This is a genomic window from Prescottella defluvii (assembly GCF_000738775.1).
Taxonomy (GTDB): Bacteria; Actinomycetota; Actinomycetes; order Mycobacteriales; family Mycobacteriaceae; genus Prescottella; species Prescottella defluvii.
On sequence record NZ_JPOC01000020.1, the window covers coordinates 78751 to 104279 of the forward strand.

Below are 25529 nucleotides of genomic sequence, written 5' to 3' on the forward strand. Positions count from 1 at the left end.
TTTTACCGTCGCGGTGTGATCCTGGTCTCAGGACTGGAGGAGGGTATGTGGCTGACCTGAGCAAGATCGTCGACGACCTGCGGGCGGAGGGGGCGGCGCTCGACGCGCTCGTCGCCGATCTGCCGGACGAGAGGTGGGGGACTTCGACACCCGCCGAGGGCTGGACCGTGGCGCACCAGATCGGTCACCTCGTGTGGACGGACCGCGCCGCACTGCTGGCGGCCACCGACGCGGACGCCTTCGCGGCGCAACTGACGGAGGCGTGGAAGAACCCGTTCGGGTTCGTGGACGAGGGCGCCGAGGTCGAGGCGCAGCGCCCCCCGCGGGAACTGCTGGCCGACTGGCGGGAGGTCCGGAACAGGCTCGCGGCGGTGCTCGAGGCGGTTCCGGCCGGCACCGCACTGCCGTGGTACGGGCCGCCGATGAGTGCGGCGTCGATGGCGACCGCGCGACTGATGGAGACGTGGGCGCACGGCCGCGACGTCGCCGACGCGCTCGGCGCGGTGAGCGGGCCGACCGATCGGTTGCAGCACATCGCGCGGTTGGGTGTCCGCACCCGCGACTTCGCATACAGCGTCAACCAGTTGACCCCGCCCGCCGAGGAGTTCCGGGTGGAGCTGACCGCGCCGGACGGCGCCGTCTGGGGGTGGGGTCCCGAGGATGCCGCGCAGCGGGTCAGCGGTTCCGCCGAGGACTTCTGCCTCCTGGTCACCCAGCGTGCGCACCGGCGGGACACCGACCTGCGTGCGACGGGCGCCGACGCCGAGACGTGGCTCGGGATCGCGCAGGCGTTCGCCGGACCGTCCGGCGCCGGCCGTGACGCGAAGGCCGTCCGGTGAGCGCCCCGGTCCGGATCGGGAACTGCTCCGGCTTCTACGGCGACCGCATCTCGGCGATGCGGGAGATGCTCGAGGGCGGCGACCTGGACTACCTGACCGGCGACTATCTCGCCGAGTTGACGATGCTCATCCTCGGCCGCGACCGCATGAAGGATCCGGCGCGCGGCTACGCGAAGACCTTCCTCCGTCAGGCCGAGGACTGTCTCGGGCTCGCACTCGATCGCGGCGTGAAGATCGTCGCCAACGCCGGCGGGCTCAACCCGGCCGGACTCGCCGACGCGCTGCGCGAGGTCAGCGACCGACTCGGTCTGAACGCCCGCATCGCGCACGTCGAGGGCGACGACCTCATCGGGCGGGCCGCCGAACTCGGCCTGGACCGGGAGACCGCACCGCTCACCGCGAACGCCTACCTCGGGGCCTGGGGCATCGTGGAATGCCTGAACGCGGGCGCCGACGTCGTCGTCACCGGGCGGGTCACCGACGCCTCGGTGATCGTCGGCCCCGCCGCCGCGCACTTCGGTTGGGCCCGGGACGATTTCGACCGGCTCGCCGGTGCGGTCGTGGCCGGGCACGTGATCGAGTGCGGCACGCAGGCGACCGGAGGCAACTACTCGTGGTTCACCGAGATCGCCGACCTGGGGCGGCCCGGCTTCCCGATCGCCGAAATCCACGACGACGGCTCGTCGGTCGTCACCAAGCACGCCGGTACCGGCGGGGCGGTGAACCGGGGGACCGTGACGGCCCAGTTGCTGTACGAGATCACCGGCGGCCGCTACGCGAACCCCGACGTCACGGCGCGGATGGACTCCGTCGTGCTCACCGACGACGGCCCGGACCGCGTCCGCCTCTCCGGCGTCACCGGTGAGGCCCCGCCGCCGCAGTACAAGGTGTCGCTCAATGCGCTCGCCGGTTTCCGGAACGAGGCCACCTTCGTGCTCACCGGACTCGACATCGAGGCCAAGGCGAATCTGGTTCGGCAGCAACTGGATACGTGGCTGACGGTGCGGCCGCAGGAACTCGAGTGGACCCTGGCGCGGACGGACCATCCCGACGCCGACACCGAGGAGGCCGCGAGCGCGCTGCTGCGCTGCACGGTCCGCGACACCGACCCGAATGTCGTCGGACGGGCGTTCTCGTCGGTTGCGGTCGAGTTGGCGCTCGCGAGCTACCCGGGGTTCACGCTCACCGCGCCGCCGTCGAACGGGCAGCCGTACGCGGTGTTCACGCCCGGCTACGTCGATGCCGGTGAGGTGCCGCACGTCGCGGTGCTGCCGGACGGCACGCGCGTCGCCGTCGCTCCGAGTGTCGACACGAGACCGCTCGAGGATCTTCCGGAACCTGCTCTGCCGGAGCCGCTTCCGGAGCTCGAGACGGTGAGTGTGCCGCTCGGTGTGATCGCGGCCGCGCGCAGCGGCGACAAGGGCGGCAACGCCAACGTCGGGGTGTGGGTCCGCACCGACGACCAGTGGCGTTGGCTCGTGCACGCGCTCACCGTCGACGAGGTGAAGCGAATGCTCCCCGAAACGAAGGGCCTGACCGTGACCCGGCACGTGCTTCCGCACCTGCGGGCGGTGAACTTCGTGATCGAGGGCATCCTCGGCCGCGGCGTCGCGTCGCAGGCCCGCTTCGATCCGCAGGCCAAGGGCCTCGGCGAATGGCTGCGCTCGCGGCACATCGAGATCCCGCTCGACTTGGTTCCCTCTTACGCCGACGAACTTCAGGAAGGGCACGCATGAGTGTGTGGGACACCCCCGAACGGCAACAGCTCCGCAAGACTGTCCGGGGCTTCGTGGAACAGGAGATCCTGCCGCACCTGAACGACTGGGAGCGCGACGGCGAGATTCCACGTGAATTGCACCGCAAGGCCGCGGCACTGGGACTGCTCGGTGCCGGCTTCCCGGAGGAGGTCGGCGGCGACGGCGGCGACCTGGTCGACGCGGTGCTGATCTGCGAGGAGATGCACCAGGCCGGCGCGTCCGGCGGGCTGTTCGCGTCGCTGTTCACGTGCGGGATCGCGTTGCCGCACCTGATCGCGGCGGGTGACCCGCGGCAGATCGACCGGTGGGTGCGGCCCACCCTCGCGGGCGAGAAGATCGGGTCGCTCGCGATCACCGAGCCCGGGGGCGGCTCCGACGTCGGGCACCTGCGCACGACCGCGGTGCGCGACGGCGACCACTACGTCGTCAACGGGGCCAAGACGTTCATCACCTCAGCCGTGCGTGCCGACTTCGTCGTCACCGCGGTCCGCACCGGCGGCCCCGGCGCGGGTGGGGTGTCGCTCCTCGTGATCGAGAAGGACACACCGGGATTCGAGGTGGCCCGGAAGCTCGACAAGATGGGCTGGCGGGCGTCCGACACCGCCGAGCTGTCGTTCGTCGACGCTCGGGTCCCGGTGGAAAACCTGGTAGGCGAGGAGCACTCGGGGTTCGCGCAGATCGCGCAGGCGTTCCTCACCGAGCGGATCGCGCTGGCCGCGCAGGCGTATGCGAGCGCGCAACGCTGCCTCGACCTGACGCTGCAGTGGTGCCGCGACCGTGAGACGTTCGGCCGCCCGCTGATCTCCCGGCAGGCGGTGCAGAACACGGTCACCGAGATGACGCGGCGCACCGATGTCGCCCGCGTCTACACCCGCGCCCTCGTCGAGCGGTCGCTCGTCTCGGACGAGGACTTCGTCGCCGAGGTGTGCTTCGCGAAGAACACCGCCGTCGAGGCCGGTGAGTGGGTGGCCAACCAGGCCGTGCAGCTGTTCGGCGGCATGGGCTACATGGCAGAGAGCGAAGTGGAGAGGCAGTACCGGGACATGCGGATTCTGGGAATCGGGGGCGGGACGACGGAGATCCTGACCTCCCTGGCGGCGAAGCGATTGGGGTACCAGGCATGACGATCCTGCGATCGACGCTGGACGTGCACTCACCGGAGTACGCGTCGGCGGCGGAGTCGATGACCACCAAGCTCGCCGAGATCGAGGCCGAGCACGCGAAGGCGCTCGCCGGAGGCGGCGAGAAGTACGTGGAGCGCCATCACAAGCGGGGCAAGCTGCTGGCCCGCGAGCGGATCGAACTGCTGCTCGACCCGGATTCGCCGTTCCTCGAGCTGTCACCGCTCGCGGCGTGGGGCACCGAGTTCCCGGTGGGCGCGTCCACGATCGTCGGTATCGGCGTCGTCAGCGGCGTCGAATGCCTCATCGTCGCGAACGACCCCACGGTCCGCGGCGGCACCTCGAACCCGTGGACCCTGAAGAAGGGCTTCCGCGCCAACGACATCGCCGTCCAGAACAGGCTGCCGGTGATCTCGCTCGTCGAGTCGGGAGGCGCCGACCTGCCGACGCAGAAGGAGGTCTTCATCCCGGGCGGACGGATGTTCCGCGACCTCACCAAGCTGTCGGCAGCCGGGATCCCGACGATCGCGCTGGTCTTCGGCAACTCCACCGCCGGTGGCGCGTACATCCCCGGCATGTCCGATCACGTCGTGATGATCAAGGAACGCTCCAAGGTGTTCCTGGCCGGTCCGCCGCTGGTGAAGATGGCGACGGGGGAGGAGTCCGACGACGAGTCCCTCGGCGGCGCCGAGATGCACGCGCGCACCTCGGGTCTCGCGGACTACTTCGCGGTGGACGAGCCCGACGCGATCCGCATCGGCCGCAGCATCGTCCAGCGGCTGAACTGGCGCAAGCAGGGGCCCGCACCGCGCGCCGAGGTGATCGAACCGCTCGAAGACCCCGAGGAACTGCTGGGCATCGTCCCGGCCGATCTGAAGATCCCGTTCGATCCGCGCGAGGTGATCGCCCGCATCGTCGACGGCTCCGACTTCGACGAGTTCAAGCCGCTGTACGGGTCGTCGCTCGTCACCGGCTGGGCTGAACTCCACGGCTACCCGATCGGCATTCTCGCCAACGCGCGGGGCGTGCTGTTCAGCGAGGAGTCGCAGAAGGCCACCCAGTTCATCCAGCTCGCGAACCGGTCGAACACGCCGCTTCTGTTCCTGCACAACACCACCGGATACATGGTGGGCAGGGAGTACGAGGAAGGCGGCATGATCAAGCACGGCTCGATGATGATCAATGCCGTCTCGAACTCCACGGTCCCGCACATCTCGATCCTGCTGGGGGCGTCGTACGGCGCCGGTCACTACGGCATGTGCGGGCGCGCGTTCGATCCCCGCTTCCTGTTCGCGTGGCCCAGTTCCAAGTCGGCGGTCATGGGCGGTGCCCAGCTCGCGGGTGTCATCTCCATCGTCGGCCGTGCCGCCGCGGAGGCCCGCGGGCAGGCGTTCGACGCGGAGGCCGACGCCGGCATGCGCGCGATGATCGAGAACCAGATCGAAGCCGAGTCGCTGCCGATGTTCCTGTCGGGGCGCCTGTACGACGACGGTGTCATCGACCCCCGCGACACCCGCACGGTGGTGGGAATGTGCCTGTCGGCCATTGCCACCGCCCCGATCGAGGGCACCGAGAACTTCGGTGTCTTCCGGATGTGAGGAACCGAGTGAGCAGCACTGTGAGTACTTCCCCCGTCACCTCCGTCCTGGTCGCCAACCGCGGTGAGATCGCCAGACGCGTCTTCGCGACGTGCCGGCGCACCGGGGTCGGCACGGTCGCGGTCTTCTCCGATCCCGACGCCGCGAGCCCGCACGTCGCGGAGGCCGATGCCGCGGTCCGGCTGCCGGGTTCGACACCGGCCGAGACGTACCTGCGCGCCGACGCGCTCATCGCCGCGGCGCGTGCCGCCGGGGCCGACGCCGTCCACCCCGGATACGGATTCCTCTCGGAGAACGCCGATTTCGCGCAGGCCGTCGAGGCTGCCGGACTCACCTGGATCGGGCCGCCGCCCAAGTCCATCGAGCTGATGGGCTCGAAGGTGGAGTCCAAGCGGATCATGGCCGAGGCCGGCGTCCCCGTCCTCGCCGAGTTGGACCCGGCATCGGTCACCGAGGCCGACCTGCCGGTCCTGGTCAAGGCGTCCGCCGGTGGCGGCGGCCGCGGCATGCGCGTGGTGCGTGAGCTGTCGGCGCTGCCCCGCGAGATCGAGGCGGCCGCGCGCGAGGCCCAGTCCGCGTTCGGTGATCCGACGGTGTTCTGCGAGCGCTACCTCGAGACCGGACGGCACATCGAGGTCCAGGTGATGGCCGACCGGCACGGCACGGTGTGGGCGGTCGGCGAGCGTGAGTGCTCCATTCAGCGCCGCCACCAGAAGGTCGTGGAGGAGGCTCCGTCGCCACTGGTCGAACGCATTCCGGCCATGCGTGCGCGCCTGTTCGAGGCGGCGCGCCTCGCCGCCAACGCGATCGGCTACGAGGGCGCCGGCACCGTCGAGTTCCTCGCCGATGAAGCGGGAGACTTCTACTTCCTCGAGATGAACACGCGTCTGCAGGTGGAACACCCGGTCACCGAGTGCACCACCGGGCTCGATCTCGTCGAGCTGCAGCTACAGGTGGCGGCCGGTGCCGCACTGCCCGCCGAACCGCCCGCCCTGCGCGGACACTCGATCGAGGTCCGGCTGTACGCCGAGGACCCCGCCCACAACTGGCGACCGCAGAGCGGCACCGTCGAACGCATCGAGTTGCCCGGCCCCGCCGCGGAGTTCGAGGTTCTCGACCGGACCGGGGTGCGCCTGGACTCGGGCGTCGAGGACGGGTCGGTGGTGAGCGTCTTCTACGACCCCATGCTCGCGAAGGTCATCTCGTTCGCGCCCACCCGCACGCAGGCCGCGCAGGTGCTCGCGTCGGCGCTGGCCCGCACCCGGCTGCACGGTCTGCAGACCAACCGGGATCTCCTGGTGAACGTCCTGCGCCATCCCGCGTTCCTCGCGGGCGACACCGACACCGCGTTCTTCGACACCCACGGACTCGACGCGCTGTCGCGTCCGCTCGCCGACGAGCAGGCCGAGAAGCTGTCCGCGCTCGCGGCCGCGCTGGCCGACGCCGCCGCCAATCGTGCCGCGGCACCGGTGAACGCCGGCCTGCCCAGCGGCTGGCGGAATCTGCCGTCGCAGCCGCAGCACAAGCAGTACGCGGGCACGCACGGCGAGCACGACATCCGCTACCTGCAGACCCGATCGGGTCTGACGGCGGAGGACTTCGAGAACGTCGTACTGGTGTCGTCGGCGCCCGACCGGGTGGTGCTCGACGTCGCGGGTCTGCAGCGCGGGTTCGACGTGGCCCGCTACGGGGACCTGGTGTGCGTCGACTCGGCGCTCGGACCGGTATCGCTCACGGCGGTACCGAGATTCGTCGACCCGTCGACCGTCGTCGCGGAGGGGTCGCTGCTGGCGCCGATGCCGGGTGCGGTGATCCGCCTCGGCGCGGCGGCGGGCGATCGCGTGGAGGCCGGTCAGCCGATTCTGTGGCTCGAGGCCATGAAGATGGAGCACACCGTCAAGGCGCCCACCGCGGGCGTGCTCACCGAACTACCCGTTGCCGTCGGCCAGCAGGTCGATGTCGGATCGATCCTGGCAATCGTGGAAGCAGAAGTCGCAGAAGGAGAAACCACATGAGCAGCTTCATCGAGTCGGAGGAGCAGAAGGAGCTGCGGGCGGCGGTGTCCAAGCTCGCGCAGCGCTTCAACTACGTCGACTACGTGCTGCCGAAGGCCCGCAAGGGCGAGCCGCTCACGGAGTTGTGGACCGAGGCCGGCAAGCTCGGGTTCCTGGGCGTCAACCTGCCCGAGGAGTACGGAGGCGGGGGAGCGGGCATCTACGAACTCGCGCTGGTGCAGGAGGAACTCGCGGCACAGGGCGCCGGACTGCTGCTGGTCGTGGTCTCGCCCGCGATCTGCGGCACCATCATCGGCAAGTACGGCACCGATGCGCAGAAGCAGGAATGGCTGACCGCGCTCGCCGACGGCTCCAAGATCATGGCGTTCGGCATCACCGAGCCCGATGCGGGTTCCAACTCGCACCAGATCACCACCACGGCGCGAAGGGACGGAGACGACTGGATCCTGCGCGGCAACAAGGTCTACATCTCCGGCGTCGATCAGGCCGACGCCGTCCTGATCGTGGCCCGCACCGAGGACCACAAGACGGGCAAGCTCAAGCCCGCACTGTTCATCGTGCCCACCGAGGCCGAGAACTTCGTCGCGCAGCCGATGGAGATGGACGTCGTCGAGCCCGATCGCCAGTTCACGCTGTTCCTCGACGACGTCCGACTGCCCGCCGACGCGCTGGTCGGCTCGGAGGACGCGGCACTGATGCAGTTGTTCGCGGGTCTCAACCCGGAACGCATCCTGGGGGCGGCGATGGCGATCGGCATGGGGCGCTGGGCGCTCGAGGCGGGCGTGAAGTTCGCGAAGGAACGCACCGTCTGGAAGACGCCGATCGGCGCTCACCAGGGGCTGGCACATCCGTTGGCGCAGTGCAAGATCGAGCTCGAGCTCGCCAAGCTGATGATGCAGAAGGCGGCCGTCCTCTACGACAGCGGCGACGACTTCGGTGCGGCGGAGGCCGCGAACATGGCCAAGTACGCGGCCGCCGAGGCCAGCATCCGGACTCTCGACCAGGCGATCCAGACGCACGGCGGCGCGGGCCTGACCAAGGAGTACGGGCTGTCGGCGATGCTCGGTGCGGCGCGGATCGCGCGGGTGGCTCCGGTGAGCCGCGAGATGATCCTCAACTTCGTCTCCCAGCATTCGCTGGGCTTGCCGAAGTCGTACTGAGGCGGTAGCGATGACTGATTCCGATGCGGTACCCGTGATCGATCGTTTCGTTCGATACGACGTCGCCGACAGTTGTGCGACGCTCACGCTGGACTCGCCGCACAATCGCAATGCGATCTCGAGCCGGCTGGTCGGTGAACTGCTGCAGGGCTTGGCCGATGCCGCGGCCGACGACGGGGTGCGTGCCGTCGTGCTCACCCACACCGGTGGCACGTTCTGCGCGGGTGCGGACCTGTCGGAGGCGAGTGGCGCCGCGGACGCCGACCCGGCGGAACTCGCGGCCGAGCGGACCCGTCAGATGGTCGGTCTGTTGAGGGCGATCGTGGAGCTACCGAAACCGGTGATCGCCCGTGTGGACGGACACGTCCGTGCCGGTGGGATGGGTCTGGTGGGGGCGTGCGACATCGTCGTCGCCGGTCCGGACAGCACGTTCGCGTTGACGGAGGCTCGTCTGGGTCTGGCGGCGTCGATCATCTCGCTCACGGTGATTCCGCGGCTCACGGCGCGTGCGGCCGGACGCTACTTCCTCACCGGCGAGAAGTTCGGTCCGCACGAGGCGGAGGCGATCGGTCTGGTCAGCGAGGCGGTGCAGGACGCGGAGGACACTGTCCGGGAGTTGGTCGCGACTCTGTGGAAGTGCTCGCCGCAGGGGTTGGCCGAGTCCAAGAAGCTCACGACGATGCGGATGCTCGAGGACTTCGATCGCTACGGGGATGTCCTCGCCGCGCAGTCCGCGGCGCTGTTCGGATCGGCCGATGCGGTCGAGGGAATCACGGCGTTCATGCAGAAGCGGCGGCCGTCGTGGGTGCCCCAGTGATGTCCGACCGCAGTGCCGACACACGGATGCGCCGTGACCCGGACGGGTCACGGCGCGGTCCGGGCATTGTTACTTGCCCAGGCCCTGGAACGCGTCGAGCGAGCCGGAGAAGAAGTCCAGCGCCTTGAGCAGGTTGGAGGCGTTCGACGCGAAATCCTTGACGAAGTCGAAGTAGGGGATGAAGTCTGCAGAACCCATGGAAAGTGCTCCTGTGTGAGTGGATCGGGAGGAAGTGGGCCTTCCCTCACAGGAATTAGTAGCGGCCGCAACGCGGTTCGGCAATCGAGATGTGACTAAGGACACCCTAATTTGGGTATTATCCGCATCCTGAGCACGCGTGATTCACTCGAAACCCGACCACGGCCGACCCGAGAGGACGAACGACGGACATGCGAGCACCGCAGCAGGACCGGAGCCGGCTGACCCGGCATCGCCTCCTCGAGGCAACCGTCGACTGTCTGGCCGAGTTCGGTTGGTCGGCCACGACGGTGGCCGTCGTCGCGCAACGCGCCGGCGTCTCCCGTGGCGCCACGCAGCATCACTTCCCGACCCGCGAGGATCTCATCACCGCAGCGCTCGAGTTCATGTTCGACAGCCGGATGGAGCAGGCGCGGCGTGAGGCGACGGAGCTGCCGGACGGTGCGGGCCGGACCGAGGCGGTGGTGGCGCGGCTCGTCGACTACTACTCGGGCTCGCTGTTCAAGGCGGCGCTGCAGGTGTGGACGGCGGCGGCCGCCGACGCGGAACTGCGGGCGCGGGTCCTCCCGCTCGAGGACCGGTTCGGCCGCATCGCGCACCGCACCGCCGTCGAGAGTCTCGGCGTGGACGATTCGAACCCGACGGTCCGACGTCTGGTCCAGGCGACGCTCGATCTGGCGCGCGGTCTCGGGCTCGCGGACGTCCTCACCGACGACTCGCGACGTCGGGCCGAGATCGTGCGGTGCTGGGCCGCCCAGCTCGACTCCGCGCTGTCACCGCTCGACGCTCGACGCGGTGATGTGACGTCGCCCGCGTCGCCGGTGTCGTAGCCGGTACAGTTCCGCCCCATGTCGATCAAGCTGGTGGGGGTGCTGGCGGGTGCCGCCGTGCTGGTCGCCGGCTGCGGTGCGGCGGACGGGTCCGACGAATCCGTCGGCTCGACGGTGTCGACCGTGCGCGCGACCGGTCCGTTCTTCGGTGAGTGCGGTTCGGTCACCGACGAGGAGGTGGCCGAAGCGTTCGGCGTCCCGGGGTTCGGCACGGTGGTCCGAAACTCGGTGGGCTGCGAGTGGCAGGTATCGCAGGATGCCGGGCAGGGCGGCCCGCACGTGTCGTTCTCGTGGTACCGCGGCAGTCCGATCGGGCGTGAGCGGGCCGGCAGCGAACTGATCGGGCGTCCGGCCGCCGACATCGAGATCGCGGGGAACCCGGGGTTCGAGGCGTCCGTGTCGAGCAGGCTGTGCGAACTGGGTGTCGAGTTCGGCGACGGCTTCGTGCACTGGTCGGTCGCGTACGTCGGCTCGGTACCGACGGCCGATCCGTGCGTCGCGGCGCGAGAGCTCGCGGAGCTCACCGTGGCGAGGGGGAAGTGAAGTGACCCGGATTCCGGCATCCGTCGTCCGTTCGGCCGCGGTCCTGGCGCCTGCGCTCGTCCTCGCGGGCTGCACGTCGATCGTTTCCGGTACGCCGACCCCCGTCGGCGCCGGGGAATCCGGCGCGTCGTCGAGATTCGCGTCGCTGCTCACCGAGTGCGATGTCGTCGCGCCGGACAGGATCGCCGAGGCGGTCGGCGGCGGCCCCGTCGAACGGGGCTTCTTCGGCGCGATCTGCCGCTGGACGGTCGGTGGCCCGAGCGGTCCCGTGCGGGTGACGTTCAACTGGTTCGAGACCGGTTCGCTCGACATCGAGCGCCGGACGTCCGAACAGTTGGGGTACGACGTGCAGGACGTGAGCATCGAGGGCCGGCGCGCCGTGCTGTCGCGCCCGCCGCAGGATCCGGGTAGCTGCGGGATCTCCGCAGGTGGCCCGGCCGGTGGCGTCGTGGGCTGGTGGGTGCAGTTCCGGGCGGCGGGACATCCCGATCCGTGTGACGCCGCGATCGAGCTGGCGAAACTGACGCTGACGCAGAGCGCGTGAGTCGGACCTGCCGCGACCTGCCGCGACCGGCACAGCCGATGTCCGGGCTTACATACCACGCCGGGCATACCATGTTCGGCCCGCTTTGACCTCGAATGGAGCTGCCGGGTATCGTTGGGGGTCGTGTCCGACCGTGGGGGTCGCTACGCAGGCTATTGCTTCCGCGTGTCCGGGCCGATCTGTGTGCCTATGCGAGGCATTGCCGTGCGCGAGTTTCTGTGGTTTCTGCAGGTACGAGCATCCGGTTGCCTGTGTAGGGGTGCGCGACACGCCCGACCTCGTGTGCACGCGAGGACCGGGTGAGGGGCAGCAGCTCTCTTGCCCCAACCGATGGATCCCTAATTTCAGAACAGCCAAGGTTGCTTGAACGGGTTCCTGTACGAGCAGTCCGAAACGAAGAAGAAAGCCGGTAAATGCCAACCATCAACCAGCTGGTCCGCAAGGGCCGCCGCGACAAGGCCGCCAAGGTCAAGAGCGCGGCGCTCAAGGGCAGCCCGCAGCGTCGTGGCGTGTGCACTCGCGTGTACACCACTACCCCCAAGAAGCCGAACTCCGCGCTGCGTAAGGTCGCCCGTGTGCGCCTGACCAGCTCCGTCGAGGTCACCGCTTACATCCCGGGTGAGGGCCACAACCTGCAGGAGCACTCGATGGTGCTCGTCCGCGGCGGTCGTGTGAAGGACCTTCCGGGTGTGCGCTACAAGATCATCCGTGGCTCGCTCGACACCCAGGGTGTCAAGAACCGCAAGCAGGCACGCAGCCGCTACGGCGCCAAGAAGGAGAAGAGCTAATGCCACGTAAGGGCCCCGCTCCCAAGCGCCCGCTGATCGCCGATCCGGTCTACGGTTCGCCGCTGGTCACGCAGCTCGTCAACAAGATCCTCATGGACGGCAAGAAGTCCACTGCCGAGCGCATCGTCTACGAAGCACTCGAGCAGGCCCGCGAGAAGACCGGCACCGATCCGGTCGTCACCCTCAAGCGCGCGCTCGACAACGTCAAGCCCGCCCTCGAGGTTCGCAGCCGTCGTGTCGGTGGCGCCACCTACCAGGTGCCGGTCGAGGTTCGCCCCGGTCGCTCCACCACGCTGGCCCTGCGCTGGCTGGTGACCTTCTCGCGTGCACGTCGTGAGAAGACCATGGTCGAGCGTCTCGCCAACGAGCTCATGGATGCCAGCAATGGTCTCGGTGCAGCCGTGAAGCGTCGCGAGGACACCCACAAGATGGCTGAAGCCAACAAGGCGTTCGCGCACTACCGCTGGTGACACCACGCCAGGCCGGGGGAGCCTCACGGGTCTGAATCCCGAGAAACCCCCGGCCTGGCGTCGTCACTACTGTGTCGGTTCCGTAATCGGGCCGGCTGACAAGAGAAAAGACGGTGGCCCCAGAAGGGCCGACACGATCAACGAGCGGGGAAGAATCCTGTGGCACAGGAAGTGCTGACCGACCTGAACAAGGTCCGCAACATCGGCATCATGGCGCACATCGATGCCGGTAAGACCACCACCACCGAGCGCATCCTCTTCTACACCGGTGTGAACTACAAGATCGGTGAGACCCACGACGGTGCGTCGACCACCGACTGGATGGAGCAGGAGAAGGAGCGTGGTATCACCATCACCTCCGCTGCTGTCACCTGTTTCTGGAACGACAACCAGATCAACATCATCGACACCCCGGGTCACGTCGACTTCACGGTTGAGGTCGAGCGTTCCCTCCGTGTTCTCGATGGCGCCGTTGCCGTGTTCGACGGCAAGGAGGGCGTCGAGCCCCAGTCCGAGCAGGTCTGGCGCCAGGCTGCCAAGTACGACGTTCCGCGCATCTGCTTCGTCAACAAGATGGACAAGATGGGCGCGGACTTCTACTTCACCGTGCAGACCATCATCGACCGTCTCGGCGCGAAGCCGCTGGTCCTGCAGCTGCCGATCGGCGCTGAGGACGACTTCGACGGCGTCGTCGACCTCGTCGAGATGCGCGCTCTGACCTGGCGCGGCGTCACCGAGATCGGTACCCCGGCGACGATCGAGGAGATCCCGGCGGAGCTGGCCGACAAGGCTGCCGAGTACCGCGAGAAGCTGCTCGAGACCGTTGCCGAGTCCGACGAAGCTCTCATGGAGAAGTACTTCGGCGGCGAGGAGCTCACGATCGAGGAGATCAAGGGCGCCATCCGCAAGCTGACGGTCAACTCCGAGCTGTACCCGGTGCTGTGTGGCACCGCGTTCAAGAACAAGGGCATCCAGCCCATGCTCGACGCGGTCATCGACTACCTGCCGACCCCGCTGGACATCGGCGAGGTCGAGGGTCACAAGCTGAACGACGAGGAGACCATCCTCAAGCGCAAGCCGAGCAAGGAAGAGCCGTTCTCGGCGCTGGCCTTCAAGATCGCTGCGCACCCGTTCTTCGGCAAGCTCACCTTCGTGCGCGTCTACTCGGGTCGTATCGATCCGGGTGCCCAGGTCCTCAACGCGACCAAGGGCAAGAAGGAGCGCATCGGCAAGCTCTTCCAGATGCATGCCAACAAGGAGAACCCGGTCGACGAGGCCGTGGCCGGCCACATCTACGCGATGATCGGCCTGAAGGACACCACGACCGGTGACACCCTGTGCGCGCAGGACAACCCGATCGTCCTCGAGTCCATGACCTTCCCGGATCCGGTCATCCAGGTCTCCATCGAGCCCAAGACCAAGTCCGACCAGGAGAAGCTGGGCACCGCGATCCAGAAGCTCGCCGAAGAGGATCCGACCTTCTCGGTCGAGCTCGACGAGGAGACCGGCCAGACCGTCATCGGCGGCATGGGCGAGCTTCACCTCGACATCCTCGTCGACCGTATGCGTCGCGAGTTCAAGGTCGAGGCCAACGTCGGCAAGCCGCAGGTTGCGTACCGTGAGACCATCACCAAGACGGTCGAGAAGCACGAGTTCACGCACAAGAAGCAGACCGGTGGTTCGGGCCAGTTCGCCAAGGTCATCATCGCCCTCGAGCCCTTCCTGGGTGAGGACGGCGCGAGCTACGAGTTCGAGAACAAGGTCTCCGGTGGCCGCGTTCCGCGCGAGTACATCCCCTCCGTGGACGCCGGTGCGCAGGACGCGATGCAGTACGGCGTTCTCGCCGGCTACCCGCTCGTGAACCTGAAGCTGACCCTGCTCGACGGCGCATACCATGACGTCGACTCCTCGGAAATGGCCTTCAAGGTTGCCGGTTCGCAGGCGCTGAAGGAAGCCGCCCGCAAGGCCGGCCCGGTCATTCTCGAGCCCATCATGGCTGTCGAGGTCACTACGCCCGAGGACTACATGGGTGAAGTGATCGGCGACCTCAACTCCCGCCGTGGCCAGATCCAGGCCATGGAGGAACGCAGTGGTGCCCGTGTCGTGAAGGCGCTGGTTCCGCTCTCGGAGATGTTCGGCTACATCGGTGACCTGCGGTCGAAGACCCAGGGTCGAGCGAACTTCTCCATGGTGTTCGATTCCTACGCAGAGGTTCCCTCGAACGTCTCGAAGGAAATCATCGCCAAGGCGACCGGCGAGTAACCTCGGTTTCGTCGGCCGAAGCACGACCAACGTAATAACCAACCGCACTGCTGCATACCGCAAGCACAATCAGTCCAGGAGGACATCCAGTGGCGAAGGCGAAGTTCGAGCGGACCAAGCCGCACGTGAACATCGGCACCATCGGTCACGTCGACCACGGCAAGACCACGACCACCGCGGCCATCACCAAGGTGCTCGCGGACAAGTACCCGGACATCAACGAGAGCTTTGCGTTCGATCAGATCGACAAGGCTCCCGAAGAGAAGGCCCGTGGCATCACGATCAACATCTCGCATGTTGAGTACCAGACGGAGAAGCGTCACTACGCTCACGTCGATGCCCCCGGTCACGCCGACTACATCAAGAACATGATCACCGGCGCGGCTCAGATGGACGGCGCGATCCTGGTCGTGGCGGCTACCGACGGCCCGATGCCCCAGACGCGCGAGCACGTGCTGCTCGCTCGCCAGGTCGGCGTGCCCTACATCCTCGTCGCGCTGAACAAGGCCGACATGGTCGACGACGAGGAAATCCTCGAGCTCGTCGAGATGGAGGTCCGCGAACTGCTGGCCGGCCAGGAGTTCGACGAGAACGCTCCGGTCATCCCGATCTCGGCACTGAAGGCACTCGAGGGCGACCCGAAGTGGGTCAAGTCCGTCGAGGACCTGATGGACGCGGTCGACGAGTCCATCCCGGACCCGGTTCGTGAGACCGACAAGCCGTTCCTGATGCCCGTCGAGGACGTCTTCACGATCACCGGTCGTGGCACCGTCGTCACCGGTCGTATCGAGCGTGGCGTGGTCAACGTGAACGAGGAAGTCGAGATCGTCGGCATCCGCACCGAGGTCACCAAGACCACGGTCACGGGCATCGAGATGTTCCGCAAGCTGCTCGACCAGGGCCAGGCTGGCGACAACGTCGGTCTGCTGGTTCGTGGCATCAAGCGCGAAGATGTCGAGCGCGGCCAGGTTGTCGTCAAGCCGGGCACCACGACTCCCCACACGGAGTTCGAGGGCCAGGCGTACATCCTGTCCAAGGACGAGGGCGGCCGCCACACGCCGTTCTTCAACAACTACCGTCCGCAGTTCTACTTCCGTACGACTGACGTGACGGGCGTTGTGACCCTGCCCGAGGGCACCGAGATGGTCATGCCCGGTGACAACACCGAGATGTCCGTCGTGCTGATCCAGCCGGTCGCTATGGACGAGGGCCTGCGTTTCGCGATCCGTGAGGGTGGCCGCACCGTCGGTGCCGGTCGCGTCACCAAGATCGTCAAGTGAGCTAGTTTTCACTGACGGTTGATCCCGTCGATGGCGCCCACTCCTTCGGGAGTGGGCGCCATTGCGCGTTTCGGGGCTCGTCCGGTGTCGCCGGGGCGTGCGGAAGTGTCAGGAAGCCCGTGAGGCGGGGACCGTGAACGCGTTCCGCGTGTGCATCAGGAGTTCCCGCAGCGCGGGGGCGGGCTCGTGTTTCCACACCAGCGCCAGTACCGCGTCGACGGCGATGTCGGCGATCGGTCGTGATTCCAGGCCCGGATACGACGAGGCCATGGACTCGCTCAGGATTGCGACGCCCAACCCGCGCATCGCGAGGTCGGCCACGGCGTCAGGGGCGCTTGCCTGCAGGGCGATGTCGGGTCGGCAGCGGAGATCCGCGCACCCCTGCTCGAGGACTGCGCGGATGCCGGTGCCCATCGGCAGGGTGACGAGAGGATGCGCAACCACCTCGGCCAGCGTCACCGTCGGCATCCGGGTGAGCGGGTGGCCGGCAGGGGCGGCGGCGACGAGGCCTTCGCTGACGAGCGTGAGCGAGGCCAGATCGGTGGGCGGGTGGCCGGGGATCCCGACGAGCGCGAGGTCGATCGCGCCGCCGCGTACGCCGTCGACGAGTCGATCGGAGTTGTCCTCGAGCAGGCTCACGTCGACACCCGGGTGTGCGCGATGGAACGCGGACAGCGCATCGAACAGGGGTGTCACGGTGCAGGCAGTGACCATGCCGACCTCGAGCCGGCCCCGGACCAGCTGATTGACGTCGTCGACTGCGTCACGGACGGCGCGGGCCGCGGCCAGTGCGGCGCGGGCGTGCGCGAGTGCGGCCTCTCCGGCCGTCGTGAGCGTGGCGATGCGCGTCGAGCGGTCGAAAAGGGGCGCGCCGAGATCGTTCTCGAGCTGCCGGATCTGTGCGCTGATCCCGGACTGGCTGACGTGGACGCGGGCCGCGGCGCGTGTGAAGTTCGCTTCCTCGGCGACCGCGACGAAGTACTCGAGTTGGCGCAATTCCATAACTGATGATTCTACTTTCGAGCAGAACTATCTGTTGGACTTCTCGTTTGGGGAGACGGATGCTGAAGGCACCGAATTCGCTGCACGAGAGGACCAGGCATGACGAGTACCGAGAAGGCCATGACCCCCGAGGATCTCACCCGGCTGTTCGTCGATCGCTCCAACGCGGGCGACGCCGACGGCGTCGCGGCGCTGTACGAGGAGGGCGCGGTGATGGCGTACCCGCCCGGATCGGTGACCGTGGGCCGGGCCGCGATCCGCGATCTGTGGGCGCAGGTGCTGGCGCACGCTCCTCGCTTCGAGCCGGAACCGCCGCTGCCGACACTGGTGAGCGGTGGGCTCGCCCTGACGTCGACGCCGCCCCGGGACGGGGCGGGCGCGCGGGCGCAGGTGGTCCGCCGACAGCCGGACGGCAGCTGGCTGCGGGTCCTCGATCAGCCGGAGTTCGTCCGGCCTCCCGAGTGAGTATTCGCGCGGGTGCGCGGCTAGTGGCCGGCCACCCGCAGTCCGTTCGCGGCCGCGAAGCTCACTGCCTGGTGCATCTCGATGCGCGCGCCGGTGAGTTTCGCGGACGTCCACAGCGCGGCGTCGACGCGGGCACCTTCCAGGTCGGCGTCGTCGAGACGTAGCTCCCCGGTCCGTGCGCCGGTCAGATCGGCGCCACGCAGGATCGCCTTGCGGAGGTCGGCCTTGACGAGGTTCGCCTCCCGCAGGCGGCAGCCCGACAGGTCCACGCCGCGCAGGTCGATCTCGCCGAGCGAGGCGAGGGTGAAGTCGACCTCCTCGAGGGTGAGCGGGCGGATCCGGGAGTCCCGGATGACCGAACCCATGAAGCTCGAATGGCGGAAGGTGCTGTCCCACATGCGGGTGTATTCGAAGTGGCAGTTTCGGAACGCGGACCCGCTGTGCTGTGACCCGGTGAGGTCGGCTCCGGTGAAGTCGCATTCGGTGAACGTCACCGACTCGGTGACGAGGTCCGACAGGTCGGTGTCCCGGAAGGTGCAGCCCGTGTAGGTGCGGTGCCGCCAGGTCTCGCCAGCGAACGTCGCGTCGGAGAAGTCCTCGCCCTCGATGTGCGTGCCTTCGTTGTCGGAGTCGGTGTTCGTGAGGTCGGGGTCCGTGTCGCGCATGGGGTCAGTCTGCTCCATCGACGGCGGCGGGCGGCGGTCCGGGTGCGTCGGGTGTCGCCGCCGGTGCATGGTCGGCGCGGTCGAGGTGCAGCAGGACTCGCACCGCGACGTCGGCGACCGCGGTGCCGCCGAGCGCGGAGGTCGTGGTGGCCGCGATCCGCTCGGACGCGTGGGTGAGCGCGGCGGCGTCGGAGTGCGGATCGGCCTCGACGGTCACCTGGATCGTCGCGAGCCCACGATCGGACAGGGCACGCCCCCTCGCGCGCCGCACCCCGGGCAGTCGCTCGAGTTCGGTGGCGACGCCGGTCGCGATCGGGCCGAGGTCGATCGACACGGGGGTGTCGGTCCGTGACTCGAGGAACTGGCTGGGCGCGGCGCGGCGCCGGGTGAGGTCGACGGCGAGGACCGCGACCGCCAGGACGAGGCAGACACCGATCGTCACGCCGAGTGCCGTGTGCCACCAATCCTGTTGGGGGACCTCGATCAACCGGTCACGGTCGAAGTTGGTCACCGCGTCGCGGATCGTGGTGACGCCGCGGTCCCACGCGAGTGCCGCCGCGCCGGCCGCGGCGAGGGCGAGCCCGACGAGAAGGACCAGGAGGCGGTTCAGTGCCGCCGCGCGGCGCTTCACGATCGCTTCTGAGGACGGTCGGCGCGTGTCTTGACGCGCAGTTTCAGGGGGTGGCCGAGGAGGGAGAGTACGTCGCCGACAGCGTCGCCGACGGCGTCTCGGAGGCCGTCCGCGTCGGGTCCGGTGACGGCGGCATCGGTGATCACGTGGACGGTGGCGCGGCGGCGGTCGACGATGGTGTGCGCGGACAGTACCCGGGGCACCGTGCCGGCGCGCGCACTGCACATGCGGGCGACGTCGACGGGACGCATCCACACGGTGGCGGCGCCGTCGCCGGTGCGGAGCGGAACGTGGGTCCGGGAGCGTGGGGCGAGCGCGAGGAACACGAACACGATGCCGACGACGAGACCGGCGAGCGCGACTGGGACCAGCCACTGCTCCCAGTGCAGGCGTCCGAGCCATTCGAAGGTGTTCTGCAGCCAGGGCGCTCCCGTGATCGTGCCGCGGGCTATCAGCAGTTCGCGGGCTGCGACGGCAGCCAGGCCCAGCAGGCCCAGCGCGATCAGGATCGCCGCGGGGACCGCGGCGGGCGCGGCGGTCGGTGGCCGCGGTGCGATCACGGTGTCGGCGGGACGGGGCGTCGGGCACGCGATGTCGGAGTCGGCGGGCGTGTCGGGGCCGGTGCCGGCGACGAGTACGCCGAGTTGGTGCAGTTGCATCCCGGTGAGGCTCTCGACCTGTCGGCCCACTTCGTGGTGGACGCGCCGGGTCAGCTCCGCGACGTCACACGGCCAGTGCACACCGAGGTACAGATTGACCGCCACCGACCGTGTCCCGGTGGAGACGTCGGCGCGGGGCAGTTCGCGGCCCGTGAACCGGGTGAGCCCGCCGCCCTGCGCCACCACTCCGGGCACCTCGAGGGCTGCGGTGGTCGCGATCTTCTCGATCGCCCGGTCCTTGATGACCAGGCTTCCCCGTGACCCGGGTTCGTCGATCGCTGCGCGAGCCGGCGGGGCGTCGCTCGGTTCGGTGTCCGGTTCAGCCACGGCCGCGGGATCGGAGCAGGGCGCCGAGGTCGAGGTGGCCGTCGCGGTGGGCGCCGATCGCCATTCCGACCGCGCCGAGGAGCACGGCGAAGACGAAACCGCTGAAGCCGCCGAGGATTCCGGCGAGCGCCAGGAGCAGTCCCGCGATCAGCCCCATGCCTGTACTGCTCATAGTTCGGGTCCTGTCTCGTTGTCGGGGAGGCCGGTCAGGTCCTCGATCGTCACGTCCACCGGCACGCTCACGACCTCGCGGACGGCGTCGCGGATCCGCTCGGCGGTGGCGAACAGGTCGGCCGGATACCGGACGGTGACGTGGACGGAGCAGCGGGTGTCGTCGATGCGTACGCCGGTGACCCGTCGGCCGGGCAGATACGTGGCGACCTCGCCGAACTCGCCACCGTGCAGTCCCACCACCTGGGGTACCGCCAGCGCAGCCTGTGCGGCGAGCTCGGCCGGTGAGAGTGTCTGTGCGACAGGCTCTGTCACTGCACCCTCGGTTTGGCGTCGGGTTCGGCGCCGGTGTCGGTCTCGTCGAAGAGCACGACGTCGAAGACGGTGATGTTGACCTCGGTGACTTCGAGGCCGGTCATGTTCTCGACCGCGGCGATGACGTTCCGGCGGATCCCGGCCGCGAGTTCGTGCAGTGCCACGCCGTATTCGGCGACGATGCCGATGTCGATCGCGGCCTGCTTCTCGCCGACCTCGACGGCGACACCCTGCCGATGATCGACGCGGGCACCGGGGATGCGGTCGCGGAGCGCACCGACGACGCGTGCGGTGCCGCCGCCGACGTCGTAGACGCCGTTGATCTCGCGGGTGGCGATACCCGCGATCTTCGCGACGACCGCGTCCGCGATGATCGTCCTGCCCTGCGAGCTGATCAGGTCGGGCGTCCCGCTCGCCCCGAATGGGATTCGCCCACCCGTCGTGTTCGAACCTGCGCCCGGATCAGTGGTCATCGTCGCTCCTCTTACGGTGCCGTTCCCGCGTCGGCCCGGTTCCGGTTCAACTGTAGTGACTTCCGCGTCCGCTCGGGAGCAGCGACGGGCCACGGTTCGAGCGGCGACCGCCGGCGGTGCGGGACCCGGCCCGGTCGAGGGAGTATCGCTGGACCCTACGTGTTTGATAAGAACAAGTTCTAATTCTTGCGACGGCCCGTGCGGGTCGCGGCGATGGAGGGTTGACGCAATGTCGAGTAACGAGAGCACCGTGGGTCCGGTCGTGATCGTCGGGGCCGGTCTGGCCGCCGTCCGCGCCGCCGAGGAGCTTCGCCAGGCGGGGTACGACGGCGAACTGGTGATCGTCGGTGACGAGCCGCACCTGCCCTACGACCGGCCGCCGCTGTCGAAGGAAGTGGTGCGCGGCGAGAACGACGACACGACGCTGCGGCCGCGAGAGTTCTTCGACGAGCAGCGGATCGATCTGCGTCTGGGCGCCGCCGCGACGGGCCTCGACCGGGAGAACCGCACGGTCGCGCTGTCGGACGGCACGGAGATCGCGTACGCCGACCTGGTGATCGCGACCGGTCTGACCCCGCGCCGCATCCCGGGCCTGCCCGAGCTGGCCGGCGTCCACGTCCTGCGGTCGGTCGACGAGAGCCGCGCGCTGCGGGCCGACCTCCGCGAAGGGGCCCGCGCCCTGGTCGTCGGCGCCGGTTTCATCGGGTGCGAACTGGCCGCGAGCATGCGGGCGCTGGGTCTGGACGTCGTGCTCGTCGAACCGCAGCCCGCGCCGCTCGCGTCGGTGCTGGGGGAGCGGGTCGGTGCGCTGGTCGGGCGCATGCACCGGGACGAGGGTGTCGACGTCCGCGCCGGTGTGGGCCTGGCCTCGCTGACCGGGCAGGAGCGGGTGAGCGGTGCCGTGCTGTCCGACGGCACCGAGCTCGACGTCGATGTCGTCGCGATCGGGATCGGCTCGGTGCCCGTCACCGGTTGGCTCGATGGTTCGGGGATCGCCCTGGACAACGGTGTGCTGTGCGACGACGTGGGCCGGACCGCCGATCCGCACGTGTGGGCGATCGGCGACGTTGCCGCGTGGCGTCACGAGGCGGGCGGTCACAAGCGGGTCGAGCACTGGAGCAATGCCGGTGACCAGGCGAAGATCCTCGCGGGGGCGCTCACCGGCACCGGCGACCCGGACGCTCCGGCGCAGGTCCCGTACTTCTGGAGCGACCAGTACGGCGTCAAGATCCAGGCCCTCGGCACCGTCTCGGCCGACGACGACGTCCACGTGATCAAGGACGACGGCCGCAAGTTCGTCGTCTACTACTCGCGCGGCGGCGCGCTGACCGCGGTCGTCGGACTGGGATCGGCCGGTGCGGTGATGAAGATGCGCGCGAAGATCGCGGCGGGGGTGCCGATCGGGGAACTGCTCGAGGCCGCCCCTGCCTGACCCGGCTAGATTTGTCAGGTGATCGTTGCGCTCATCGACTCGGGTCTGGGACTGCTTCCGACGTCTGCCTGGCTGCGTCGGTTGCGGCCCGATCTGGATCTGATGCTGTCGCTCGACCCGGAGAATGCGCCGTGGGGGCCGCGGGACGAGCAGTGGGTGATCGACCGGGTGGTCGGCACGGCGCGCCGGGCGGTCGAGCGGGGCGCCGAGGTGGTGGTGCTGCCGTGCAACACCGCGAGTGTCACCGCGCTCGACCATGTGCGTGCCGACCTCGGCGACGGCATTCCCGTCATCGGTACGGTGCCGGCGATCAAGCCGGCCGCGGCGGTGTGTGATTCCGTCGCCATCTGGGCCACCGCCGCGACCACGGCGAGTGCCTACCAGGCGAATCTGGTCGAGGAGTTCGCGAACGGAAGTTCGGTGGTGGGGGTCGCGTGCCACGGGTTGGCCGACGCGATCGATCTCGGCGACGTCGAGGCGGCGCGGGCTGCCATCGCGTCGGCGGCGGCCCGTACCCCCGACGACGTGGCCGGTGTCGTGCTCGGGTGTACGCACTACCCGCTCGTCGCGGACGAGATCGCCGCGCACCTTCCCGACGGGGTCGCGTTGTTCGACAGCGCCGAGGCGGTGGCGGCGCAGACCCTGCGCCGCATCGATGCGCTCGGACGGGACACGACCGGGCAGGGGACCGTGGAGGTCCTACTCAGTGGGACCAGGGGGAACCTGCCGGTCAGTGCCGCGGCGTTCGACGCCGGACGGCTCCTGCTGGCCGCGCCGTCGCGCTGACCCGCTCGGGTCGGGTCGGGTCGGTTCAGCCCAACTGCACCATCCCGGCGGCGACGACCCGGGCCACGCTGCCCAACTCGTCGCCCGCGCGTCGCCGGATGTCGTCGAGGTCGTGGACCCGGTCGTCCATCCGGTCGTCGTGGGCGGCCGAGAACATCGCCGCGACCCACGCGTTCGCGCAGGCTCGCAGGGTTCCCGGCTGTACCGGGCCGACGGCGCTGGCCTGCAGGACACGGACCGTCGCGTCCTGCAGGTACGAGCGGAATCGTCGCAGGTGATGACGGATGTCGGGGTGCGTCTCGGCCTCCCGCCAGATGATCACCCGCATCGTCGACGAGTGGTGGTCCCGCGTGTTGAGCGCGGTGTCGAGATTGATCAGGCTGGTCGCGGGGTCGCCCGGCGCGACGACGGGGCCGAGGTCGTCGAGCGGTTCGGCGGGCAGTCGCTCCGCGAGCAGGGCGGTGAGGATGTCGGCCTTGGTGTCGAAGTAGTAGAAGATGAGCCCCTTGGGCACCCCGGCGGCCGCGGCGACCGCGGCCGTCGAGGTGGCGTCGAATCCGTGCTCGGCGATCAGCGATTCGGCGGCGTCGAGGATCTTCTTGCGGGAGGTCCCGTCGCCGTCAGTGCGCTGCGACACCGCCGTGTCCGTGCATCCGGGCACTCATCGCCGGCATCCCGGCGACGGCGACCACCACGGTCAGCGCTCCGACCACCCAGGCCGTCCACGATGCCCCGGTCATCGCGCTGAAGTTCATGACCCACGGGGAGATGAACATCAGGACGCCGAACACGCCCATCGCGTAGTCCGCCGCGGCCGTCGACGGGCGTGCCATCTGGGCCAGGCCGGACAGGGCGACCAGCACACCGAGCACGATCAGCGACCAGCGGGCGCCGGTGTCGGTGGCGAGCCACAGGGGTGACAGGGCCGCGTAGGCGCCGAGGACGACAGCCGCGTAGTCCTGCCAACGAGTTGATGCCTTCATGCCAGCCTCCTCGGGAAAGGATTGTGTCCTCACCCCAGTGTCACGCCGACTGACCGGCCGATCAATATGTTCCGATTGCGCTCTTGTTGCAGGTTTGTGCAGTTCAGGACACGAAACAGTACGCGAGAGGCCCGACCCCACCAGGTGGTGGAATCGGGCCTCTCGGAAGGTGCGGGAACCGCGTGTCAGAACTCGATCTTGAGGTGATCGCTCACCGGCTTGGCCTGGCAGCCCAGGATGTAGCCGTTGTCGATGTCCTCCTGGTCGAGGACGCCGGCGTGGTCCATCGCGACCTCGCCCTCGCGGACGGTGCAGGCGCACGAACCGCACTCGCCCTCCTGGCAGGAGTACGGCACGTCCAGGCCCTTGGACAGCATGACGTCGACCAGGGTCTGCTTGCGCGGCCACGCGAAGCTGTGGGTCTCGCCGTCCAGTTCGATCTCGACGGTCGCGGCGTCGGCGGCCTCCTCCTCGGTGACCTCCTCGAGTTCGACGTCCTCGAACGGGTCGCCGCTGAGGGAGTTGAACACCTCGGCGTGGACCTGCGCGCGCGGCATCCCGGCCTGGGCCAGCGCCTCGTGGATGGTGTCCATGAACGGGCCGGGGCCACACATGAACGCCTCGTACGAGGTGTACGGAGCCAGGAGCGTTGCGAGCTGCGTCGCGCTCGGCAGGCCCTGGACCGTCTCGATCCAGTGGAAGATCGTGAGGCGGTCGGCGTACTTGGCGGCGAGCTCGCGCAGCTCGGCAGCGAAGATCACCGACTCGACGTCGCGGTTGCCGTACAGGAGGACGACCTTGCTGTCGCTCTGGGTGAGCGCCGACTTCAGGATCGACATGACGGGCGTGATGCCGCTGCCGCCGCCGAAGAGCAGGAAGTTGTGGTCGAGCGACTTGGGGGTGAAGACGCCGGCGGGGGGCAGGACCTCGATCTGGTCGCCCACCGAGATGTTGTCGCAGAGCCAGTTGGAGCCGTAGCCCTCGGCGGTGCGCTTGACGGTGACCTTGGGTGCGTCGTCGGTGAACGGCGAGCTCGCCAGGGAGTAGCAGCGGGCGACCGAGCCGGTCTGGTCGCTGGGAATGCGCAGCGTCAGGAACTGGCCGGGCTTGTACTGGAACTTGCTCTTCATGTCCGCGGGGACGTCGAAGACCAGCGACCGCGAATCGGGGGTCTCCTCGATAACCCCGGACACGGTGAGCACCGCGGATCGAGAGCTGTGCGGCACATCGATAGTGGTCATGCGAACTCTGGTCCTCTCGTGGATCAGTGTAGAACGTATAGAACGTGTTCTAGTTTCAGCGTAGCAGCGTAGCGACGTTACCGGGGCGATGGTAATTCGCCGCTTCCGGCTCCCGCTGATCGGGAGCGTCTCGAGAGGTGTGATCGGGGCTCGGGAA

Annotated in this window: 28 protein-coding genes; 17 read left to right on the forward strand and 11 right to left on the reverse strand. The window is 68.7% G+C overall.

The genetic code is table 11. From position 1 onward, the window contains the following. The first annotated feature begins 47 nt into the window (after positions 1-47). The 7 genes from IJ15_RS0107305 to IJ15_RS0107335 are packed head-to-tail and all read left to right on the forward strand — an operon-like array spanning position 48 to position 9307. On the forward strand, positions 48-839 hold the full coding sequence (locus tag IJ15_RS0107305; RefSeq protein WP_031937686.1) for a TIGR03084 family metal-binding protein: 792 nt from the start codon (positions 48-50) through the stop codon (positions 837-839). Then, positions 836-2575, forward strand: coding sequence for an acyclic terpene utilization AtuA family protein (locus IJ15_RS0107310; RefSeq protein WP_031937687.1), 1740 nt, complete (start codon positions 836-838; stop codon positions 2573-2575). The genes IJ15_RS0107305 and IJ15_RS0107310 overlap by 4 nt, the downstream gene beginning before the upstream one ends. Further along, entirely contained in the window at positions 2572-3720 is a 1149-nt protein-coding gene (locus IJ15_RS0107315; protein ID WP_031937688.1) for an acyl-CoA dehydrogenase family protein, read from the forward strand. The genes IJ15_RS0107310 and IJ15_RS0107315 overlap by 4 nt, the downstream gene beginning before the upstream one ends. After that, entirely contained in the window at positions 3717-5315 is a 1599-nt protein-coding gene (locus IJ15_RS0107320) for an acyl-CoA carboxylase subunit beta (protein ID WP_031937689.1), read from the forward strand. The genes IJ15_RS0107315 and IJ15_RS0107320 overlap by 4 nt, the downstream gene beginning before the upstream one ends. Positions 5316-5323: 8 nt before the next feature. Continuing rightward, entirely contained in the window at positions 5324-7330 is a 2007-nt protein-coding gene (locus IJ15_RS0107325) for an acetyl/propionyl/methylcrotonyl-CoA carboxylase subunit alpha (RefSeq protein WP_231569447.1), read from the forward strand. Next, a complete protein-coding gene (locus tag IJ15_RS0107330) occupies positions 7327-8490 on the forward strand; it encodes an acyl-CoA dehydrogenase family protein (protein ID WP_031937691.1) in 1164 nt (387 codons plus the stop codon). Before IJ15_RS0107325 ends, IJ15_RS0107330 begins: the two co-directional genes overlap by 4 nt. A gap of 10 nt (positions 8491-8500) precedes the next feature. Continuing rightward, positions 8501-9307: an enoyl-CoA hydratase family protein gene (locus IJ15_RS0107335; RefSeq protein WP_031937692.1), complete on the forward strand. Its 807-nt coding sequence runs from the start codon at positions 8501-8503 to the stop codon at positions 9305-9307. Positions 9308-9376: 69 nt separating this feature from the next. Here the strand turns inward: IJ15_RS0107335 and IJ15_RS26935 are convergent, their stop codons facing one another. Continuing rightward, complete coding sequence (locus IJ15_RS26935) at positions 9377-9505, reverse strand: hypothetical protein (RefSeq protein ID WP_031937693.1); 129 nt, start codon at positions 9503-9505, stop codon at positions 9377-9379. A 191-nt stretch (positions 9506-9696) separates the two neighbouring features. Between IJ15_RS26935 and IJ15_RS0107345 the strand changes: the two genes are divergently transcribed. The 7 genes from IJ15_RS0107345 (at position 9697) to tuf (ending at position 16222) form a co-directional block, all read left to right on the forward strand. Continuing rightward, the gene (locus IJ15_RS0107345) at positions 9697-10335 is read left to right on the forward strand and encodes a TetR/AcrR family transcriptional regulator (RefSeq protein ID WP_051918610.1); all 639 of its coding nucleotides are present in this window, start codon (positions 9697-9699) and stop codon (positions 10333-10335) included. 18 nt (positions 10336-10353) lie between these two features. Beyond that, positions 10354-10878: a DUF3558 domain-containing protein gene (locus tag IJ15_RS0107350; RefSeq protein WP_031937695.1), complete on the forward strand. Its 525-nt coding sequence runs from the start codon at positions 10354-10356 to the stop codon at positions 10876-10878. Between the two features lie 10 nt (positions 10879-10888). Then, positions 10889-11422 carry a DUF3558 domain-containing protein gene (locus tag IJ15_RS0107355; RefSeq protein WP_031937696.1) on the forward strand — a complete coding sequence of 178 codons (534 nt, stop codon included), beginning with the start codon at positions 10889-10891 and terminating at the stop codon, positions 11420-11422. A 413-nt stretch (positions 11423-11835) separates the two neighbouring features. Next, complete coding sequence (gene rpsL / locus IJ15_RS0107360; protein WP_031937697.1) at positions 11836-12210, forward strand: 30S ribosomal protein S12; 375 nt, start codon at positions 11836-11838, stop codon at positions 12208-12210. Continuing rightward, complete coding sequence (gene rpsG / locus IJ15_RS0107365; RefSeq protein WP_031937698.1) at positions 12210-12680, forward strand: 30S ribosomal protein S7; 471 nt, start codon at positions 12210-12212, stop codon at positions 12678-12680. Before rpsL ends, rpsG begins: the two co-directional genes overlap by 1 nt. A gap of 159 nt (positions 12681-12839) precedes the next feature. Further along, complete coding sequence (fusA, locus tag IJ15_RS0107370; RefSeq protein ID WP_031937699.1) at positions 12840-14942, forward strand: elongation factor G; 2103 nt, start codon at positions 12840-12842, stop codon at positions 14940-14942. Positions 14943-15031: 89 nt separating this feature from the next. Next, positions 15032-16222 carry an elongation factor Tu gene (gene tuf, locus IJ15_RS0107375; RefSeq protein ID WP_031937700.1) on the forward strand — a complete coding sequence of 397 codons (1191 nt, stop codon included), beginning with the start codon at positions 15032-15034 and terminating at the stop codon, positions 16220-16222. Between the two features lie 108 nt (positions 16223-16330). Here tuf and IJ15_RS0107380 read toward each other — a convergent pair whose 3' ends face one another. Beyond that, positions 16331-17224 carry a LysR family transcriptional regulator gene (locus IJ15_RS0107380; RefSeq protein WP_031937701.1) on the reverse strand — a complete coding sequence of 298 codons (894 nt, stop codon included), beginning with the start codon at positions 17222-17224 and terminating at the stop codon, positions 16331-16333. A 99-nt stretch (positions 17225-17323) separates the two neighbouring features. Between IJ15_RS0107380 and IJ15_RS0107385 the strand changes: the two genes are divergently transcribed. Continuing rightward, complete coding sequence (locus IJ15_RS0107385; RefSeq protein WP_031937702.1) at positions 17324-17689, forward strand: YybH family protein; 366 nt, start codon at positions 17324-17326, stop codon at positions 17687-17689. A 20-nt stretch (positions 17690-17709) separates the two neighbouring features. Here IJ15_RS0107385 and IJ15_RS0107390 read toward each other — a convergent pair whose 3' ends face one another. Genes IJ15_RS0107390 through IJ15_RS0107415 form a run of 6 tightly spaced genes read right to left on the reverse strand, consistent with a single transcriptional unit; the run spans position 17710 to position 20930 of the window. Continuing rightward, positions 17710-18354, reverse strand: coding sequence for a pentapeptide repeat-containing protein (locus tag IJ15_RS0107390; protein WP_051918612.1), 645 nt, complete (start codon positions 18352-18354; stop codon positions 17710-17712). Between the two features lie 4 nt (positions 18355-18358). Continuing rightward, positions 18359-18985, reverse strand: a complete 627-nt coding sequence (locus IJ15_RS0107395) for a hypothetical protein (RefSeq protein WP_231569449.1) — start codon at positions 18983-18985, stop codon at positions 18359-18361. After that, positions 18982-19971: a DUF6286 domain-containing Asp23/Gls24 family envelope stress response protein gene (locus IJ15_RS0107400; RefSeq protein ID WP_031937705.1), complete on the reverse strand. Its 990-nt coding sequence runs from the start codon at positions 19969-19971 to the stop codon at positions 18982-18984. The genes IJ15_RS0107395 and IJ15_RS0107400 overlap by 4 nt, the downstream gene beginning before the upstream one ends. Further along, complete coding sequence (locus tag IJ15_RS0107405) at positions 19964-20143, reverse strand: hypothetical protein (RefSeq protein WP_005518282.1); 180 nt, start codon at positions 20141-20143, stop codon at positions 19964-19966. The genes IJ15_RS0107400 and IJ15_RS0107405 overlap by 8 nt, the downstream gene beginning before the upstream one ends. Further along, on the reverse strand, positions 20140-20457 hold the full coding sequence (locus IJ15_RS0107410; protein WP_031937706.1) for an Asp23/Gls24 family envelope stress response protein: 318 nt from the start codon (positions 20455-20457) through the stop codon (positions 20140-20142). Before IJ15_RS0107410 ends, IJ15_RS0107405 begins: the two co-directional genes overlap by 4 nt. Next, positions 20454-20930 carry an Asp23/Gls24 family envelope stress response protein gene (locus IJ15_RS0107415; RefSeq protein ID WP_031937707.1) on the reverse strand — a complete coding sequence of 159 codons (477 nt, stop codon included), beginning with the start codon at positions 20928-20930 and terminating at the stop codon, positions 20454-20456. The genes IJ15_RS0107410 and IJ15_RS0107415 overlap by 4 nt, the downstream gene beginning before the upstream one ends. Before the next feature lie 229 nt (positions 20931-21159). On the opposite strand from IJ15_RS0107415, the gene IJ15_RS0107420 reads away from it, so the two are divergent. Together IJ15_RS0107420 and IJ15_RS0107425 are read left to right on the forward strand one after the other, a co-directional pair. Further along, positions 21160-22362 (forward strand): NAD(P)/FAD-dependent oxidoreductase, encoded by a 1203-nt coding sequence (locus IJ15_RS0107420; protein ID WP_197059774.1) that lies wholly within the window; start codon positions 21160-21162, stop codon positions 22360-22362. 18 nt (positions 22363-22380) lie between these two features. After that, positions 22381-23148 carry a glutamate racemase gene (locus IJ15_RS0107425; protein WP_031937709.1) on the forward strand — a complete coding sequence of 256 codons (768 nt, stop codon included), beginning with the start codon at positions 22381-22383 and terminating at the stop codon, positions 23146-23148. Between the two features lie 25 nt (positions 23149-23173). On the opposite strand, the gene IJ15_RS0107430 is transcribed toward IJ15_RS0107425, so the two are convergent. The 3 genes from IJ15_RS0107430 to IJ15_RS0107440 all read right to left on the reverse strand — a co-directional run bounded on the left by IJ15_RS0107430 (position 23174) and on the right by IJ15_RS0107440 (position 25372). After that, positions 23174-23785 carry a TetR/AcrR family transcriptional regulator gene (locus IJ15_RS0107430; RefSeq protein WP_031937710.1) on the reverse strand — a complete coding sequence of 204 codons (612 nt, stop codon included), beginning with the start codon at positions 23783-23785 and terminating at the stop codon, positions 23174-23176. Beyond that, on the reverse strand, positions 23769-24131 hold the full coding sequence (locus IJ15_RS0107435) for an SPW repeat protein (protein ID WP_031937711.1): 363 nt from the start codon (positions 24129-24131) through the stop codon (positions 23769-23771). Before IJ15_RS0107435 ends, IJ15_RS0107430 begins: the two co-directional genes overlap by 17 nt. Positions 24132-24316: 185 nt before the next feature. Continuing rightward, the gene (locus IJ15_RS0107440) at positions 24317-25372 is read right to left on the reverse strand and encodes a ferredoxin--NADP reductase (protein WP_031937712.1); all 1056 of its coding nucleotides are present in this window, start codon (positions 25370-25372) and stop codon (positions 24317-24319) included. Positions 25373-25529: the final 157 nt, after the last annotated feature.